This is a genomic window from Nocardia jiangsuensis (assembly GCF_042650385.1).
GTDB classification, from domain to species: Bacteria; Actinomycetota; Actinomycetes; order Mycobacteriales; family Mycobacteriaceae; genus Nocardia; species Nocardia jiangsuensis.
In genome coordinates, this window is the sequence record NZ_JBHSAX010000005.1 from 107,646 (window position 1) to 122,977 (window position 15,332).

Genomic DNA, 15,332 nt, shown 5'->3' on the forward strand with positions numbered 1-15,332 from the left:
TCAGTCCGCGCTGTAGATCGCGTCGACGTCGGCGGCGTACTTCTTCCGCACGATGTCGCGCTTGATCGACATCTTGGGGGTCAGCTCACCGCCCTCGACGGACCAGGTCGCCGCCAGCACCCGAATCTTCCTGATGCCTTCGGCTTTCGAGAACCGGCCGTTGGTCTCCGCCACGGCCGCCTCGAGTTCGGCCAGCAGCACCGGATGCCCGATCAGCTGCTCGACAGTGCTGTCGCGGGGTACCGCGCTGCGCTCGATCCAGCCGGGCAGCGCCTCCGGGTCGAGGGTGATCAGGGCCCCGATGAAGGGCATACCGTCGCCGACCACCATGCACCGGTCGACCAGCGGATGGGCGCAGAGCGAGTCCTCCAGCAGCGCGGGTGAGACGTTCTTCCCGCCTGCGGTGACGATGATCTCCTTCTTGCGGCCGGTGATCCGGACGTAGCCGTCCGCGTCGATGGCGCCGAGATCGCCGGTGGCGAACCACCCGTCGATCAGCGCGGCGTCGGTGGCGGCGGGGTTGTTCCAGTAGCCGTCGAAGACGACCGGCCCGCGCAGGAACAACTCGCCGTCGGCGGCCACCCGCACCGCATGGCCGGGCAGCGGGCGGCCCACCGAACCGATGCGCTGGTGACGCGGCGTGTTCATGACGATCCCGGCGGTGGTCTCGGTCAGGCCGTACGCCTCGTAGATCGGCACCCCGATCCCGCGGAAGAAGTGTCCCAGCCGCGGGCTCAGCGGTGCGCCCGCGGAGAGCGCGCTGGTGCACTCGCCGCCGAGGGCACCCCGGAGCTTGCCGTAGACCAGACGGTCGAACACCGCGTGCCGCAGCCGCAGCCCCGGACCGGGGCCCTTGTTCTCCAGCGCCTCGCTGTAGGCGACGGCTGTCGCGACGGCGGAATCGAAGATCCTGCCCCTGCCCTTGTCCCTGGCCTTCAGCCGGGCGCCGTGGTAGATCTTCTCGAACACCCGGGGGACGGCGAAGACGACCGTCGGCTTGAACGCGGCGAACTCCGCACCCAGCGCCGACCAGTCGGCGGTGAGTCGCACGACGACCTTCGAATCGAAGGCGCCGAGCATGACGACCTGCGCGAAGATATGGGCCAGCGGCAGAAACAGCAGGGTCCGTCCGTTCTCGACGTAGATCTCGGCCATCGCCGCCCTGGCGCCCGCCGACTCCGCGTACAGATTCCCGTGCGACAGACAGACCCCCTTGGGTCGCCCGGTGGTGCCGGAGGTGTAGATCAGCGTCGCCGGGCTCGGCGCGCCGAGCCCAGCCCGCCGCAGGTGCACCACCTCGTCGCCCAATCCCGCTCCGCGCCTGCGGAGTTCGCCGATGCCGTCGGCGTCGAGCTCGAGGATCTCGGACGGCTGGGGCAGCGTCGCCGCGACCTCGCCGACGATCGCCCGATGTTTCGCGGTCTCGACCACCAGCAGCGTGGTTCCGGAGTCCGCCAGAATCCACCCGGCCTGATCGGCCGATGACGTCTCGTAGATCGCGACCACGCAGCCGCCCGCGGCCCACACCGCGAAGTTCAGCAGCACCCATTCGTAGCGGGTTCCGGACAGGATCGCCACCCGGTCGCCCGCGCCGACTCCGGAGGCGATCAGCCCCTTCGCGACCGCGAGGACGCTCTCGGCGAACTCGGCGGCCGTCACGTCGTGCCACGAGGTGCCGATCGGACGCTGGAACACGACCTGTCCGGGAGTGCGCGCGGCATGGTCGAACACCACGCTCGTGACCTCGGCGCCGGGTGGGATCTGGAAGGACGGGGGAGCGGAGAACTCCTGCAACACAGCCATGGTCAGCCTCGAACCGCTCGTCCGCCGGTCACCCGGTGCACGCTGGCGAGGGTCTTGGCCGCGCCGTCCACTTCGAGTTGCAGGAACAGGCCGGTGTCCGTGCTCTCCCGGCGCATCGTCACGGAATCACCCGCCAGAATCGGGCCGACGTGTTCGACGATCGCCCGGTAGGGCTGGTCGTGTATCTCCGGCCGCTGCGCCAGCGCCTCCTCCACGGCCTGCCAGTGGATGGCGTAGTTGACATGCCGATTGAGATCGAGGTCGGCGAACCGCAGCGGGAACGGCGTGGCCGGGCTGTCGAGAGCCGCGCGCTCCCGAAGCGCGGGCCGCCAGCGCAGGCGGTGTTCGGTGGTCATCGAGAGCATCGGAGCCAGGAACCGATCCGTCATCCGGGTGGGGCGCCCGTCCGCCGGATCGACATTGATCACGAAGGTGTCGGTGCTGATCGATCCGCCGCTCTCGCTGTCGATCTCGACACGCATGCTGCACCACCGGTTCGACGTGGCCGATGGCCAGCGCCGCAGCCGGATCCGCTCACCGAACCGGATGGGGCGGAGCATATCGATCACGGTGCGCTTGACGATCCACGCCCGGTGCAGATGCCCGTCCTCCACCGTCTCGAGATGTTCGTAGGCCAGTTCCATCAGATACCGCGCGACCGCGTCCAGACGCAGTCGGCCGTGGTCGTCGGTGTCCCCCAGCCATACCGACCGGGTTGCCCGGAAGACCCCGGCGTCGTCGGGGCATGGTGCGAGAGCTACATCAAGCTCGCTGACTTCGGTCGTCATCTCGCTGCACGCTTTCTCTGTGGCCGTGTTCATGTCGCTCGGCCTCACCCGCGATCCTGCGTTTCAGAATGTCGACGACCCGGTCGCACCATTCGAGGGTGCTCTGCTCGAATGTCTTGCCGCGCAACCCGACCAGATAGTCACCGACCCTGGGTGAGGTGGCCAGGAACGTCTCCTCGTCGAGATCCCCTCTGGCTCGTTTGTGTCGTTTGTCGTACTGCGCGACCCGGGCGCGCGCCTCGGCCGCTCGATCCTCGAGTTGTTCGATGAGCTGGGTGAGGTCGCCCAGCTCGGCGGCTTGCATCTTGACCAGGAGATCGTCGCGGACGAAGGGCGGCTTGCTCGGTCCGCCGATGAACTCGGCCATCGCCTTTCTGCCCGCATCGGTCAGGCTGTAGACGCGCTTGTTCGGGCGATCCACTTGAATCACCTGGCGTCCGGCTACCACGCCCTCGGTCTCGAGCCTGGCCAGCTCGGTGTAGAGCTGCTGCGGAAGCGCGTGCCAGTAATTCGAGATATTGACGTCGAAGAGTTTCGCCAGTTGGTATCCGGACAGTTCGCCGTCCAGCAGCGCCGCCAGGACTGCGTGTCGTAACGCCACGGTGCATCTCCCGCCCTCGCAAGTGGAGCCGGTGGACCACCGGCTCCCGGATACCCGACTGTAGCGGGGCATCTTCGCGGTCCGGTCGCCACCGAGGCCAGTCTATACCCTATTATTGACATAGGTCAATCGTTGACTATGATGAGGGTGGTTCATCGGGTAGGTCTCTTCGCCACCGAGCTCCCTCAGGGGGAAAAATGTCAGTAGAAATCGCTGTCCAAGCTCCGCCCGCGGTGCCGCATTCCGCCATTCTCGGGCTCGGCGTCTATCGGCCGAGCCGCGTGGTGACCAATGACGAACTCGCCGAATCCCTCGATTCCAGTGACGAATGGATTCGGACCCGGTCGGGAATTCGCAGCAGGCGTTTGTGCACCGAGAGCGAGACTCTGGTCGAGATGAGCCTGGGTTCGGCACGGCAGGCCATCGAATCCTCGGGCATCGACCCGCAGCAGATCGATTGCGTCCTGCTGGCGACCATGAGCAGCCCGCTGGTCACCCCCGCCACGGCGCCGCTGCTGGCGACCGAATTGGGGCTGCCGGGCGTGGCCGCGCTCGACGTGGTCAATGCCTGCGCCGGATTCTGCTCGACGGTCGGCATGGCCTCGGACATGATCCGGGCCGGTACCGCCGAGTACGTGCTGGTCATCGGCGCCGAGCGATTGAGCGACATGGTCGACTGGACCGATCGCACGAACGCCTTCCTGTTCGGTGACGGCGCAGGCGCCGCGGTGATCGGCCCCTCGGAGACCGTGGGGATCGGTCCGGTGGTGTGGGGTTCGGATGGCAGCCACTGGGACATGCTCGGGCAGAACAAGAGCATGGGCGCCTTCATGGACGAGGTGAAAGAGCTCGGATCGGCGGCGCAGCGGCCGATCTTCAAGATGGACGGACCCGCGCTGTTCCGCTGGACCCTCGGCGCGCTGGAACAGGTGTGTCAGGAGGCGCTGAAGCGGGCCGGAGTCACGGTCGACGATCTCGACGCGTTCATCCCGCACCAGGCGAACGGGCGGATCACCGAAATGCTGGCCCGGCAGCTGAAGCTGCCGGCCGGCTGCACGGTCGCCTACGACATCGTGGAACAGGGCAATACCTCGGCGGCCTCCGTACCGCTGGCGATGGAGGGGCTGCTCCGTACCGGTGCCGCCAAGCCCGGTGACATCGCCTTGCTGATCGGATTCGGGGCCGGGCTGGTCTACGCCGCGCAAGTGGTCCGACTACCCGGCGTCCCCCGTTGAGAAGTGCCTGCCCACTCCGCAATTCGGCGCTCTGGAGGACTGGTAACGATGTCGAACAACGCTGCGCTCCCCACCGTCAAACCCGCCGCCGTCGCCGCCGTCACGGCGATGGCGGGTTTCATCGCCTTTCTCGACGCGACGATCGTGAACATCGCGATCCCGAGCATCCACGCCGATTTCTCGTCGTTCTCGCTCGAGTCGCTCTCGTGGGTGATCAACATCTACAACATCGTGTTCGCGGCCTTCCTGCTGCCCGCGGGCCGGTATGCGGACCGGTTCGGCCGGAAATTGGTGTTCATGCTCGGCTTGGCGCTGTTCGTGGCCATGTCCCTGCTGTGTGCCGTGGCGACCGGTCTCTGGTTCCTGGTCGCCGCCCGCGCGTTCCAGGCGCTGGGCGCGGCGCTGATCGTGCCGACGTCGCTGGCCCTGCTGTTGCCCGCGTTCCCCGCGGAGCGGCGCGGGGTCGCCGTGTCGATCTTCGCGGCGACCGCGGCGCTGGCCTCCGGCATCGGTCCCGCACTCGGCGGGCTGCTGATCGAGATCGCCGACTGGCGCATGGTGTTCGCGGTGAACATCCCGATCGGACTGCTGACATTGCTGGCGACGTGGCGCTGGGTGCCGGAAGCCAAGGAGGGTAGGGCGGCCGGGAATCCGGATCGCCTCGCGATCGTCGCCGTCGCCGTCGGATCCGGTGCGATCGCCCTGATGATCGTCAAGGGCAACGATTGGGGCTGGACGGACCTCAGAACCCTGGTGTGCCTGGCCATCGGCCTCGCGCTCATCGCCATCGTGGCCCGCCGGTGCGCCACGCACGCGACACCGTTGATCGACGGCCGGATCTTCCGGGACCGGGCGGTGGCGGTTTCCAGCATCGGCACCTTCGTCCTCGCGGTGCCGTTCTACGCGTTCCTGCTGGCGAACGTCCTGTTCCTCACCTCGGTGTGGAACTACTCCACGCTGCTGGCCGGGCTGGCGATGACCCCGCCGCCACTCGCGGCGGTCGTGGTCGCGCGACCGGCCGGCCGGCTGTACGACCGGTACGGCGCGCGCTACCCCACCCTGGCCGGGGGAGTGCTGGTCGGCCTCGGGCTGCTGTGCTACGCGGTATCCGCCGGGCCCGAGCCCGACTTCCTCGCCGACTGGCTGCCCGGCGCGGTCATCAGCGGTATCGGCGTGGGATTGATCTGGCCGAGCCTGGCCAGCGCGTCGGTGCAGAACGTCGACCACGAGCGATTCGGCACGGCGACGGCGTTCAACAGCGCACTGCGCCAACTCGGCGGGGTGATCGGGGTGGCGGCATGCGTGTCGTACCTGTCGAGTCAGGGCCAGCAGAATCCGCTCGACGCGTTCCATCACGTGTGGCTGGCGGCTGCGGCGGTCGCCGTCCTCGCCGGGGTGATCGGTCTGGGGCTCGTCCGCGATCGTGTACCCGACGAGCCGGTCGGCGGGCTGCGGCCGGATGCCGTCGGTGCCTGAGGTGGACCCCGTGAAGGGCCACCGCGCGAAGGTGGTGGCGCTGCTGTTCGGGCCGACACCCAATATTCTGCGCGGCACCGGTTCGTCGTCGCGGCGCCGGGCGGTTCCGATCGCGGGCAGGACGATCCTGATCACCGGTGCTTCCTCCGGAATCGGCCGCGTGGCGAGCCGGAAGCTGGCGGCCGAGGGCGCGCGGGTGATCCTGGTGGCCCGCCGCGAATCGGAGCTCGAACTGGTGCGCGACGAGATCGTCGAGGCGGGCGGACAGGCCGACTACCGCAGGTGCGACCTCACCGACGGCGACCAGGTCGACGCGCTGGTGCACTGGGTGCACGAGCAGTACGGCGGCATCGACGTCCTGATCAACAATGCGGGCCGGTCCATCCGGCGGAACCTGGTGGATTCCTTCGATCGTCTCCACGACTTCGAGAGAACCATGGCGTCGAACTATTTCGGGCCGTTGCGGCTCACCCTCGGGCTGCTGCCGCGCATGGTCGCGCGCGGATCCGGCCACGTCATCAACGTCGGTACCTGGACGGTCGCGGTCGAGACCGCGCCCAAATTCGCCGCCTATCACGCCTCCAAAGCCGCGCTGGCCGCGTTCGGCCGCTGTCTGGAAGCCGAATTGGCTCCGGCCGGCGTCACCGTGACCGCGGTCCATTTCCCCCTGGTCCGGACCCCGATGATGGCGCCGACCGCCGACTTCGCCGATCAGCCGTGCCTGACCCAGGAACAGGCGGCGCAGTGGCTGGTCCGCGCGGTCCGCACCAGACCCGTCCGCCTGGTCCCGCGTTATGCCGATGTCCTGCGCGTCGTCGGCAACTTCTCCCCGCGTTCGGTCGATCGGTTCCTGCGGTCGCGGACCTGAGGGCCTACCGCGCAATCCCCAGAGAAGGGTGGAAGCAATGCCAGTGCCATCATCGGATGTTCTCCGACGATTGAGCCACCTCGCCGCGGTCGCCGACCCCGGAGCGAGCACTGCCATCTCCGAGGTGTTCACCGGGCGCGTACTCGGCACGGTTCCGGTCGGCGACGCCGCCGACGTCGCGGCGGCCTTCGGGAAAGCCCGTGCCGCGCAGCCGGAGTGGGCCCAGCGCCCGATCCGGGAGCGCACCGCGATCTTCGAGCGGGCCAGGAGCCTGCTGCTGGCGGAGTGGGAACAACTGCTCGACATCATCCAGGCCGAGACCGGCAAGGCGCGCTGGGCGGCCTACGAAGAGGCGATGGCACTGCTGTTGGTGTTGCAGTACTACACCGACAAGTCGCCCGCGCTGCTGGCTCCCCAGCGGGTGCCCGGCGTGCTGCCGATGATCATGAGGGCCGGCGTGCACCGCAAGCCGAAGGGCGTCGTCGGGGTGATCGCGCCGTGGAACTACCCGATCGCGCTGTCGATCGGTGACGGCATCCCGGCGCTGATCGCAGGCAATGCGGTCGTCGTCAAGCCGGACAGCCTCACGCCGTACTCGCCGCTGTTCGTCACCGAACTGCTCTACCGCGCGGGCCTGCCCCGGGATCTGCTGGCCGTCGTCCCCGGCGCCGGGCGGGTCGTGGGCCGGGCCATCCTCGACCACTGCGACTTCCTGATGTTCACCGGATCCTCGGCCACCGGGCGGACCCTCGCCGAGGAGTGCGGACGGCGGCTGGTCGGGCTCTCCGCCGAACTGGGCGGCAAGAACGCCATGATCGTCGCGAAGTCGGCGAACATCGACCGCGCGGCGACATCCGCTGTGCGGGCGTGCTTCTCGAACTCGGGCCAGCTCTGCGTCGCGATCGAACGCATCTACGTCGAAGAGCCGGTCGCCGCGGAGTTCTCCGCGAAGTTCGTCGCCGCGACCGCGGCGATGACGCTGCGTGCGGGGTACGACTTCGACATCGACATGGGCAGCCTGATCTCCAGCGGGCAGGTGGAGACCATGCTGAAACACGTCACCGACGCGACCTCCAAGGGGGCGACGGTGCTCACCGGGGGCGCCGCGCGTCCGGACCTCGGTCCGCTGTTCTTCGAGCCCACCGTCCTGACCGATGTCACCGACGAGATGGACTGCCATCGCGCCGAGACCTTCGGCCCGCTGGTGTCGATCTATCCGGTCGCGGACGTGGACGCGGCGGTGCGCGAGGCCAACGACACCGAGTACGGCCTCAATGCCAGCGTGTGGGCAGGCAGTCGCGCCGAGGGCGAGAAGATCGCGATCCGGCTGCGCACCGGCTCGGTGAACGTGAACGAAGGCTACGCACCCGCGTTCGCGACCACGGCGGCCCCGATGGGCGGGGTGGGCACATCCGGGATCGGCCGCAGGCACGGCCCGGACGGCCTGCTGAAGTACACCGACGCGCAGACGGTGGCGAGCGCGGGACTCAGCATGGATCCGCCGCCCTTCCTCACCAACGAGAAGTGGCAGAACATGCTTCGCTCCATGGTGCGGGCGGTGCGGCACCTGCCAGGTCGTTGAAACATTCCGCCGAAGAGGAGTTGGTATGACCACTGTTGTCGCTCGACCGCATCCCTTCGATGTCGCCACCACCCTGACGCGGAGCAGTTCGGGCTCGCTGTTCGGGAACACCACCGCGGACTACGCCAATATGGTGGGGCCGTTCGGCGGGATCACCGCCGCGACGTTGCTGCGCGCCGCCCTGCGGCATCCCGATCGCATCGGCGACCCGGTCTCGTTGACGGTGAATTTCGCGGGCACCGTCGCCGACGGCCCCTTCGAGGTGATCGCCGACCCGGTGCGCACCAACCGCAACACCCAGCACTGGGTGCTGACCTCGCTGCAGAACGGCGTCGTCACCACAACGGCGACCGCCGTCTTCGGTACGCGGCGGTCGAGCTGGGCCGATACCGAGCTGGTCGCGCCCCGGGTGGACGATCCGGATTCCATCGCGCCGCAGCAGTTTCCGCGCGGACTCGCCTGGGTGCACAACTACGAGATGCGGTTCGTCGACGGCGGCATCGACGGTCTGGCCACGGGCGAGCCCGCGGGCTCGGCGACCACCGTCTGGTTGCGCGACGTGCCCCCGCGGCCGGTCGACTTCGCGGCGCTCACCGCGCTCGCCGACACCTTCTTCCCGCGCGTACTGCTGCGCCTCGGGCGGATCGTGCCGGTGGGCACGGTCTCGATGACCGTGTACTTCCATGCCGACGCCGACACCCTGGCCGGGCACGGCGACCAACCGGTCCTCGGCACCGCCCGTGCCAAACGCTTCGCCCATGGATTCTTCGATCAATCCGCCGAACTGTGGACCCCCGCGGGGGCGCTGCTCGCGACGAGTCACCAGATGGTCTATTTCAAAGCTTGATCGTGCACTGGAGAAAGTGGTGGCCACACCATGGCACAGACACCCGAGTACGAGATCCTCGTCATCGGCGCGGGGCCGGCCGGCATCGGAACAGCAGCGATGCTCATCCGGGCCGGTCTGACCGATTTCGGCATCGTCGAGCGAACAGGCGACCTCGGCGGAAGCTGGCGCGACAACACCTACCCCGGAGTCGGGGTCGATATTCCCTCGGTCGCCTACCAGTACTCGTTCGCGCGGAAGGCCGACTGGACCCATCTGTTCGCCCGCGGCGCCGAGGTCAAGGCCTATCACGACGACGTTGCCGCGCGCTACAACCTGCGCGAGCGCATCCTGTTCCACACCGACATCGTGCGTGAGGTCTGGAACGACGAGGGCCATCACTGGGAGCTGTACGCCGCCGACGGCCGGGTTCTGACCGCCCGCTTCGTACTGAGCGCGGTCGGCGCGTTCCTGCGTCCCAAGATCGGTGCCGACCTCGAAGGCGTCGACGATTTCGCGGGGAAGATCCAGATACCGGCGAGCTGGGATCACGGCTACGAACTGGCAGGCAAGCGGGTCGCCGTCATCGGCACCGGGGCCAGTTCGGTGCAGATCGTGCCCGCTGTCGCCCCGGAGGTGGCCCAGCTGGACGTGTACCAGCGCACTCCCGCCTGGTGCCTGCCCAAGGCCGATCATGAGCTCCCGCCGTGGTTCCGGACCGCGCTGCGGGTTCCCGGAGTCTCGGCCGCCCTGCACGGAGCCGGGTTGGCGGCGATCGACCTGCTGATGGCGTTCCTGACCACGACCTCGACCGGGAGGGCGAAGTCGGTGCTCGCGCGCGCGGACGCCGATGCCATCGCGCGCTACCGGCGATATGTGCATCGCGTCGTGGACGATCCGCGGATCGCCGAGCAGCTGATCCCCGCCTACGGCCCGATCGGAAAGCGCCCGACGGCATCGAACACGTTTCTCCAGGCCTTCAATCGGCGCAATGTCGCGCTGCACACCGACCGGATCGACCGGGTGACCGCGACAGGTATTCGTACCGCCGCCGGCGCGGAGCGCGACTACGACATGATCGTGCTCGCCACCGGATACGAAATGTTCTCCGACCCGGAGAGCTATCACGACGGCGCCGTCGTCGGACGGGACGGCTTCGACCTGGCGCGGTTTTTCGGGAAAGAGGGACTACAGGCGTACGAGAGCGTGGCCATCCCGCGGCTGCCGAATCGATGGCTCATCGCGGGGCCCTACTCGTGGACCGGTTCCGGTTGGCACACGCTGGTCGAGGTGAGTGCCACCCACGCGATCCGAGCCATCTCCGCGGGGCGCGAGCGCGGCGCCACCGTCGTCGAAGTGCGTAAGTCGGCGCACGACGCGTACCACGAGCAGGTGCGCAGGCGCGGCACACTGATCAATCACTACTTCACCGTCCAGAACAGAGGATTGCGTACGTATTATGTGAATTCCCAGGGGGATATGGCCTATCTGCGGCCGTCGACGCTGGTCGAAGCGCGGTGGCGGAGCCGGCATTTCCCGATCGACCACTACCGGTTCGAGACCGCGTCCGGATCCGGGCCGTCAGGACTGAAGCCGAAATCCGAGTATGAAGTTGGTGATGGTCTCCCGCAGTAACTCCTCGGCCACATCCTCGGTGAGGAATCCCGAGACGACGAAGTCGGCCAGACCGTGGACGGCGGCCGCGAGCAACATGCTGAGCCGCACCGGATCACCGGGAACCACCTCGCCACTGCTCTGCCCCTCGGCCATCAGCGTGATGGCCGAGGCGAACGTCTGCTGCATCGCCGCGGCCAGCTCGGTGCCGACGTCGGCACTGTTCTTGCGGCTGAACATCAGGGTGAGCAGCGCCGGGTTGTCGACAGCGAACCGGAAATGAATGCGCGCGGTCGCGAACACGCGTTCGGGGAACGTCCCGTCGATGGCCGCATCCGCGTACAGCGCGGCCAGCCGTTCGAAACCGACCAGCGCCAGGGCGTCGAGCAGCGCCTGCTTGTCCCGGAAATGCCGATTCGGGGCCGCATGGCTGACGCCTGTCTCCCTGGCGAGCTGTCGCAAGGTGAGACTGTCCACCCCGCTCGTGCGCAGCGTCGCCTCGGCCCGCTCGAGCAGCTCGGCACGCAGGTCGCCGTGGTGATAGGCCCGTGGACGGTTCATTCCCAAAGCCTAACTCGACCGCCGAAGTAGCCATTGACTACTTTGCTGTCACTGTCTACATTGGGGACATGACGACCAGCGGATGGACGCAGGCAGATCTTCCGGGATTCGAGGGGCGAACGGTGGTGATCACCGGCGCCAACAGTGGACTCGGCCAGGTGACCGCCCGCGAACTGGCTCGGGTCGGCGCCCGCGTGGTGCTCGCGGTGCGGGACGTCACGCGCGGCCGGAAAGTGGCAGATCGCATAGCGGGCGAGACCGAGGTCCGGCCACTCGACCTCGCCGACCTCGCGTCGATCCGGCAGTTCGCCGAGGACTGGACCGGGCCCATCGATGTCCTCGTGAACAACGCGGGAATCATGATGGTGCCGCAGGGCCGCACCAGGGACGGCTTCGAACTACAGTTCGGCACGAACCATCTCGGACATTTCGCGCTGACGAATCTGCTGCTTCCGCACATCACCGATCGGGTGGTCACCGTGGCATCGCAGGCGCATCGCCGCGGGACGATCGCTCTCGACGACCTCAATTGGAACACCCGCAAGTACAGTCCGTCCGGGGCGTACGCGCAGTCCAAACTCGCCAATCTGCTGTTCACGCTGGAACTGCAACGCAGGCTCACCGAAACCGGGTCGCGGCGGGCGGTCAGCGCGCATCCCGGCTGGGCGGCGACCAACCTGCAGAGTCACTCCGGCAATCCGGTCGCGCACCTCGTGATGCAGATCGGGAACCGGATCATCGCCCAGGACGCGAACACCGGGGCACTGCCGACGCTGTTCGCGGCCAGCCAGGATATTCCGCCCGCCGGCTATGTCGGGCCGGGTGGTTACAAGGAATACCGCGGTCACCCCATTCTGGTGGGGCGCTCCGACGAGGCGAACGACGCCGAACTCGCCGCCGAGCTCTGGGACATCTCGGAGCAGTTGACCAAGGTCGAGTTCCGCGCCTCCGCATGACCCGTACTTTCGCCGGCGAATAGTCTCACGAGGGGCAGAAGAACCATGTCGAATCAGAACAGTCTGCTCCACGCTCGACATCAGGACAGTCCGCTCCCCGCTCGACAGCGAAGCGAGGCAGGGCCGAGCGCACTGCGGCTGCTGTTCGGCGTCGACGGCGTCGTCCGAATCCTCGGTGCCGTTCTGGTTTCGGGGATTGCCATCACGTCGGAGAGCGCCCCATTCAGCGACTTCTCGGTCGTCGTACTCGTGGCAGCCGGCGTGGTGCTGGTCATCAGCGGGTTGATCGCGGCAGGGCTGGCGGTGGGAGTGCTTCGGATCGACAGGGGGCTGGTGTCGCTCATCGGTGCCGATGTCGCAGTGGCGCTGGCCGGTATCGCTGTTCTCATCGCCGGTTTCTGCGGTCTTCCCGTGGCGGGGATCCTCGCGGTGACCGGGCTCATCGCCTTCACCGTGGTGATGGCGATGAGCCAGTCGATCCTCGCCGCGCGGCCCACCGAGTGAGCCCGGTCGAATCCCCGGAGTGTCAGGCCGGGGTGCGTCGGGTCAGCGAGGAATCCTGAGTGAGGATCAGATGGTGCAGCCGCTGCAGGTCGTGGCCGGGTTCCACGCCGAGATCCGCGACCAGCGCGGCGCGTGAGGACTGGTAGAAGTTCAGCGCCTCGGCCTGCCTGCCGGACCGGTAGAGGGCGAGCATGTATTGGCGACAGAAGCTTTCGCGCTGCGGTGCGGTGGTCGTCAACAGCTCGAGTTCGGGGGTGAGCTCACGATGAAGTCCACAGCTGAGCTCGGCGTCGAAGCAGTCCTCGTAGGCGCCGAGGCGCTCGTCCTCGATGGCCGACAATTCGTTCCAACCGAGCCCCGCTTCCAGCAGGTCGGCCATCGCGGACCCGGACCACATCCCCAGCGCCTGGCGTAGGTAGGCGCGAGCCAGCGCCGGATGGCCGTCCTCGAGTTCACGCCGGCCCAACCGCACGAGCTTGCGGAATCGGTACAGATCCACCGCCTCCGGATCGATCCGCAACACATAGCCGGGCGTCTGCGTCAGCAGCTCCACGCGGTCGAATTCATGCTCGAGGAAAGTCTTTCGCAACGTCGATATCGAATTCTGCACGATCTTCCTGGCAGTCGACGGTGGGTCTCCGGCCCACAGCGCCTGGCGCAGGCGGTTCGCGGAGACGACCTGATTGTGGTGCAGGAGAAGGTAACCCAGTACAGCCCGACGCGTCACTCCACCGAGGTCGATCCGCCTGCCGTTCGCATGGACCTCCAATACGCCGAGAACCCGAAAATCCACCGTCGTCTCCCTTCGATCGCACTGACGTCAGGTCTATCAATGCGATCGGCCCGCCAGTACCCCTATGCGGCGCAACCCTTATCGGGACGCGTTCAGTTCACCGCGCGCTCGCGTCCCTCCCAGAACGCTCGGCGCAGCTCACGACGCAGAATCTTGCCGCTGGCATTGCGGGGCAGGCTGGGGACGACGTCGAAGCGCTGCGGCCGCTTGAACGAGGCGACCTTGTCGCGCAGGTACAGCGACAGTTCGCGCCCGGTCACCGTCCGGTCGGGCGCCAGCACGATGAACGCGTGCACAGCCTCGCCCCATCGCTCGTCCGGAATGCCGACCACGGCCGCTTCCCGTACGGCGGGATGGCTGGTGATGGTGTTCTCCACCTCGGCCGGGTAGACGTTCTCCCCGCCCACGATGATCATGTCGTTGATCCGGTCGCTGACGAACAGATAGCCCTGCTCGTCGAGCCAGCCGGCGTCTCCGGTGTGGACGCGGCCGTTGACCAGCGTCGCGGCGGTGGCCTCCGGCCGATTCCAGTAGCCGAGCATCGGCGCGGGCGGGCGGACCAGGATCTCGCCCACCTGCCGCGGCGGCAATCGGTTGCCGCTGTCGTCGACCACCACGATCTCGCAGCCGGGATAGGGACGTCCGGCCGAGCGCAGCCTGCTGCCGCCGGGGATGTGCTCCGACGGTGGCATGAATGCCACGGGCGTCACGGTCTCGGTCATACCGTAGAACTGGATGAATTCGCACCGGAATTTCTCCATGCAATCCATGAGCATGCTCTCCGGAATCGGTGAGCCCCCGTAGGAGATCTGGCGGAGCCGGTCGAAATCCTCCGCCACCACGCCGGGTTCGGTGAGAATGAGGGCCAGCATCACCGGGACAGCGGTCATCGTCGTGATCCGATGATTCCGGATGGTGGCCAGCGCCGCGCCCGGGGTGAATTCCGGGATGATCGCGATGGTGAGGCCCGCGATCAAGCCCTGCATCACCCAGGCGTGGCCCGCGATGTGGAATCCCGGAATCGCGACGAAGGCGCGGTCGTCCGTCCGCGGCACCAGCCAGTCCCACCCGGACGAATACGTGATCTCCCATACCGCGAACAGACTCTCCTGCGCGATCATCACACCCTTCGACGCGCCGGTGGTGCCACTGGTGTACATCTGCAGGACAGCGTCACCGCGGGCGGCCCGCACCGGGGGCGTCGTATACGGATGCTCCGCGAGCCAATCGGCGAAATTCCCGCCCGCGTCCGCGGTGGCGTCCAGCCGGACGACGGCGACCTGCGGGATGTCGGTGACGGCGTCGTGCATCCGCGCCGCCCGGGCCAGCGCCGCGGCGCTGATCTCCTCCGCGGCCGAATCGACGAACAGCATCGTGCAATTCGAGTCGGTGAGAATGTGCGCTATCTCGGCGGCGGTGAGCCGCCAGTTGACGGGGACCACGATGGCGCCCACGATGGATGAGCCGATCACCAGCTCGTACAACTGCTCGCCGTCGCGCCCCAGGTAGGCGATATGGTCGCCGTGTCCCACCCCGGCCGCCGTCAGGGCGTGCGCGACGCGATTGACGGCCCGATGCAGCGTTCGGTAATCGATTTCCCGATTCCCGCTGATCAATGCGACAGCCTCCGGCCGCTCGGCCGCGTGCGCACCGATTACAGACGAAAGCGTCTCGGACTCGGCGGGATACTTCAGCTCCGTCTGCACAGCCATGGGCCCAACGGTA

The 15,332-nt window shown here is 67.7% G+C and carries 14 protein-coding genes; 8 read left to right on the top strand and 6 right to left on the bottom strand.

Annotation, left to right across the window (positions count from 1 at the left end; translation table 11 throughout):
- The 3 genes from ACFO0B_RS05640 to ACFO0B_RS05650 are packed head-to-tail and all read right to left on the bottom strand — an operon-like array spanning position 1 to position 3,192.
- Positions 1-1,794 carry an AMP-dependent synthetase/ligase gene (locus ACFO0B_RS05640; RefSeq protein WP_378611377.1) on the bottom strand — a complete coding sequence of 598 codons (1,794 nt, stop codon included), beginning with the start codon at positions 1,792-1,794 and terminating at the stop codon, positions 1-3.
- An 11-nt stretch (positions 1,795-1,805) separates the two neighbouring features.
- Complete coding sequence (locus ACFO0B_RS05645; protein ID WP_378611223.1) at positions 1,806-2,591, bottom strand: acyl-[acyl-carrier-protein] thioesterase; 786 nt, start codon at positions 2,589-2,591, stop codon at positions 1,806-1,808.
- A complete protein-coding gene (locus ACFO0B_RS05650) occupies positions 2,566-3,192 on the bottom strand; it encodes a PadR family transcriptional regulator (protein WP_378611224.1) in 627 nt (208 codons plus the stop codon). The genes ACFO0B_RS05645 and ACFO0B_RS05650 overlap by 26 nt, the downstream gene beginning before the upstream one ends.
- 197 nt (positions 3,193-3,389) lie before the next feature.
- Here ACFO0B_RS05650 and ACFO0B_RS05655 point away from each other — a divergent pair, with 197 nt between their 5' ends.
- From ACFO0B_RS05655 to ACFO0B_RS05680, 6 genes are read left to right on the top strand one after another with little or no spacing between them, the layout of a single operon-like run.
- Positions 3,390-4,427: a beta-ketoacyl-ACP synthase III gene (locus ACFO0B_RS05655; RefSeq protein ID WP_378611225.1), complete on the top strand. Its 1,038-nt coding sequence runs from the start codon at positions 3,390-3,392 to the stop codon at positions 4,425-4,427.
- A gap of 3 nt (positions 4,428-4,430) precedes the next feature.
- Entirely contained in the window at positions 4,431-5,903 is a 1,473-nt protein-coding gene (locus tag ACFO0B_RS05660; protein WP_378611226.1) for an MFS transporter, read from the top strand.
- A 10-nt stretch (positions 5,904-5,913) separates the two neighbouring features.
- Entirely contained in the window at positions 5,914-6,771 is an 858-nt protein-coding gene (locus tag ACFO0B_RS05665) for an SDR family oxidoreductase (RefSeq protein WP_378611227.1), read from the top strand.
- A 37-nt stretch (positions 6,772-6,808) separates the two neighbouring features.
- A complete protein-coding gene (locus ACFO0B_RS05670) occupies positions 6,809-8,353 on the top strand; it encodes a succinic semialdehyde dehydrogenase (protein WP_378611228.1) in 1,545 nt (514 codons plus the stop codon).
- A 25-nt stretch (positions 8,354-8,378) separates the two neighbouring features.
- On the top strand, positions 8,379-9,200 hold the full coding sequence (locus ACFO0B_RS05675) for an acyl-CoA thioesterase (RefSeq protein WP_378611229.1): 822 nt from the start codon (positions 8,379-8,381) through the stop codon (positions 9,198-9,200).
- A 30-nt stretch (positions 9,201-9,230) separates the two neighbouring features.
- Complete coding sequence (locus tag ACFO0B_RS05680) at positions 9,231-10,814, top strand: flavin-containing monooxygenase (RefSeq protein WP_378611230.1); 1,584 nt, start codon at positions 9,231-9,233, stop codon at positions 10,812-10,814.
- On the opposite strand, the gene ACFO0B_RS05685 is transcribed toward ACFO0B_RS05680, so the two are convergent.
- A complete protein-coding gene (locus tag ACFO0B_RS05685; RefSeq protein WP_378611231.1) occupies positions 10,761-11,354 on the bottom strand; it encodes a TetR/AcrR family transcriptional regulator in 594 nt (197 codons plus the stop codon). The genes ACFO0B_RS05680 and ACFO0B_RS05685 overlap by 54 nt on opposite strands.
- A 68-nt stretch (positions 11,355-11,422) precedes the next feature.
- Here ACFO0B_RS05685 and ACFO0B_RS05690 point away from each other — a divergent pair, with 68 nt between their 5' ends.
- Together ACFO0B_RS05690 and ACFO0B_RS05695 are read left to right on the top strand one after the other, a co-directional pair.
- Complete coding sequence (locus ACFO0B_RS05690; protein WP_378611378.1) at positions 11,423-12,310, top strand: oxidoreductase; 888 nt, start codon at positions 11,423-11,425, stop codon at positions 12,308-12,310.
- Between the two features lie 45 nt (positions 12,311-12,355).
- The gene (locus ACFO0B_RS05695) at positions 12,356-12,814 is read left to right on the top strand and encodes a hypothetical protein (RefSeq protein WP_378611232.1); all 459 of its coding nucleotides are present in this window, start codon (positions 12,356-12,358) and stop codon (positions 12,812-12,814) included.
- A 22-nt stretch (positions 12,815-12,836) separates the two neighbouring features.
- Here the strand turns inward: ACFO0B_RS05695 and ACFO0B_RS05700 are convergent, their stop codons facing one another.
- Positions 12,837-13,607, bottom strand: a complete 771-nt coding sequence (locus ACFO0B_RS05700; protein ID WP_378611233.1) for an AfsR/SARP family transcriptional regulator — start codon at positions 13,605-13,607, stop codon at positions 12,837-12,839.
- A gap of 92 nt (positions 13,608-13,699) precedes the next feature.
- Positions 13,700-15,313 carry a long-chain-fatty-acid--CoA ligase gene (locus ACFO0B_RS05705; protein ID WP_378611234.1) on the bottom strand — a complete coding sequence of 538 codons (1,614 nt, stop codon included), beginning with the start codon at positions 15,311-15,313 and terminating at the stop codon, positions 13,700-13,702.
- Between the last annotated feature and the right edge of the window lie 19 nt (positions 15,314-15,332).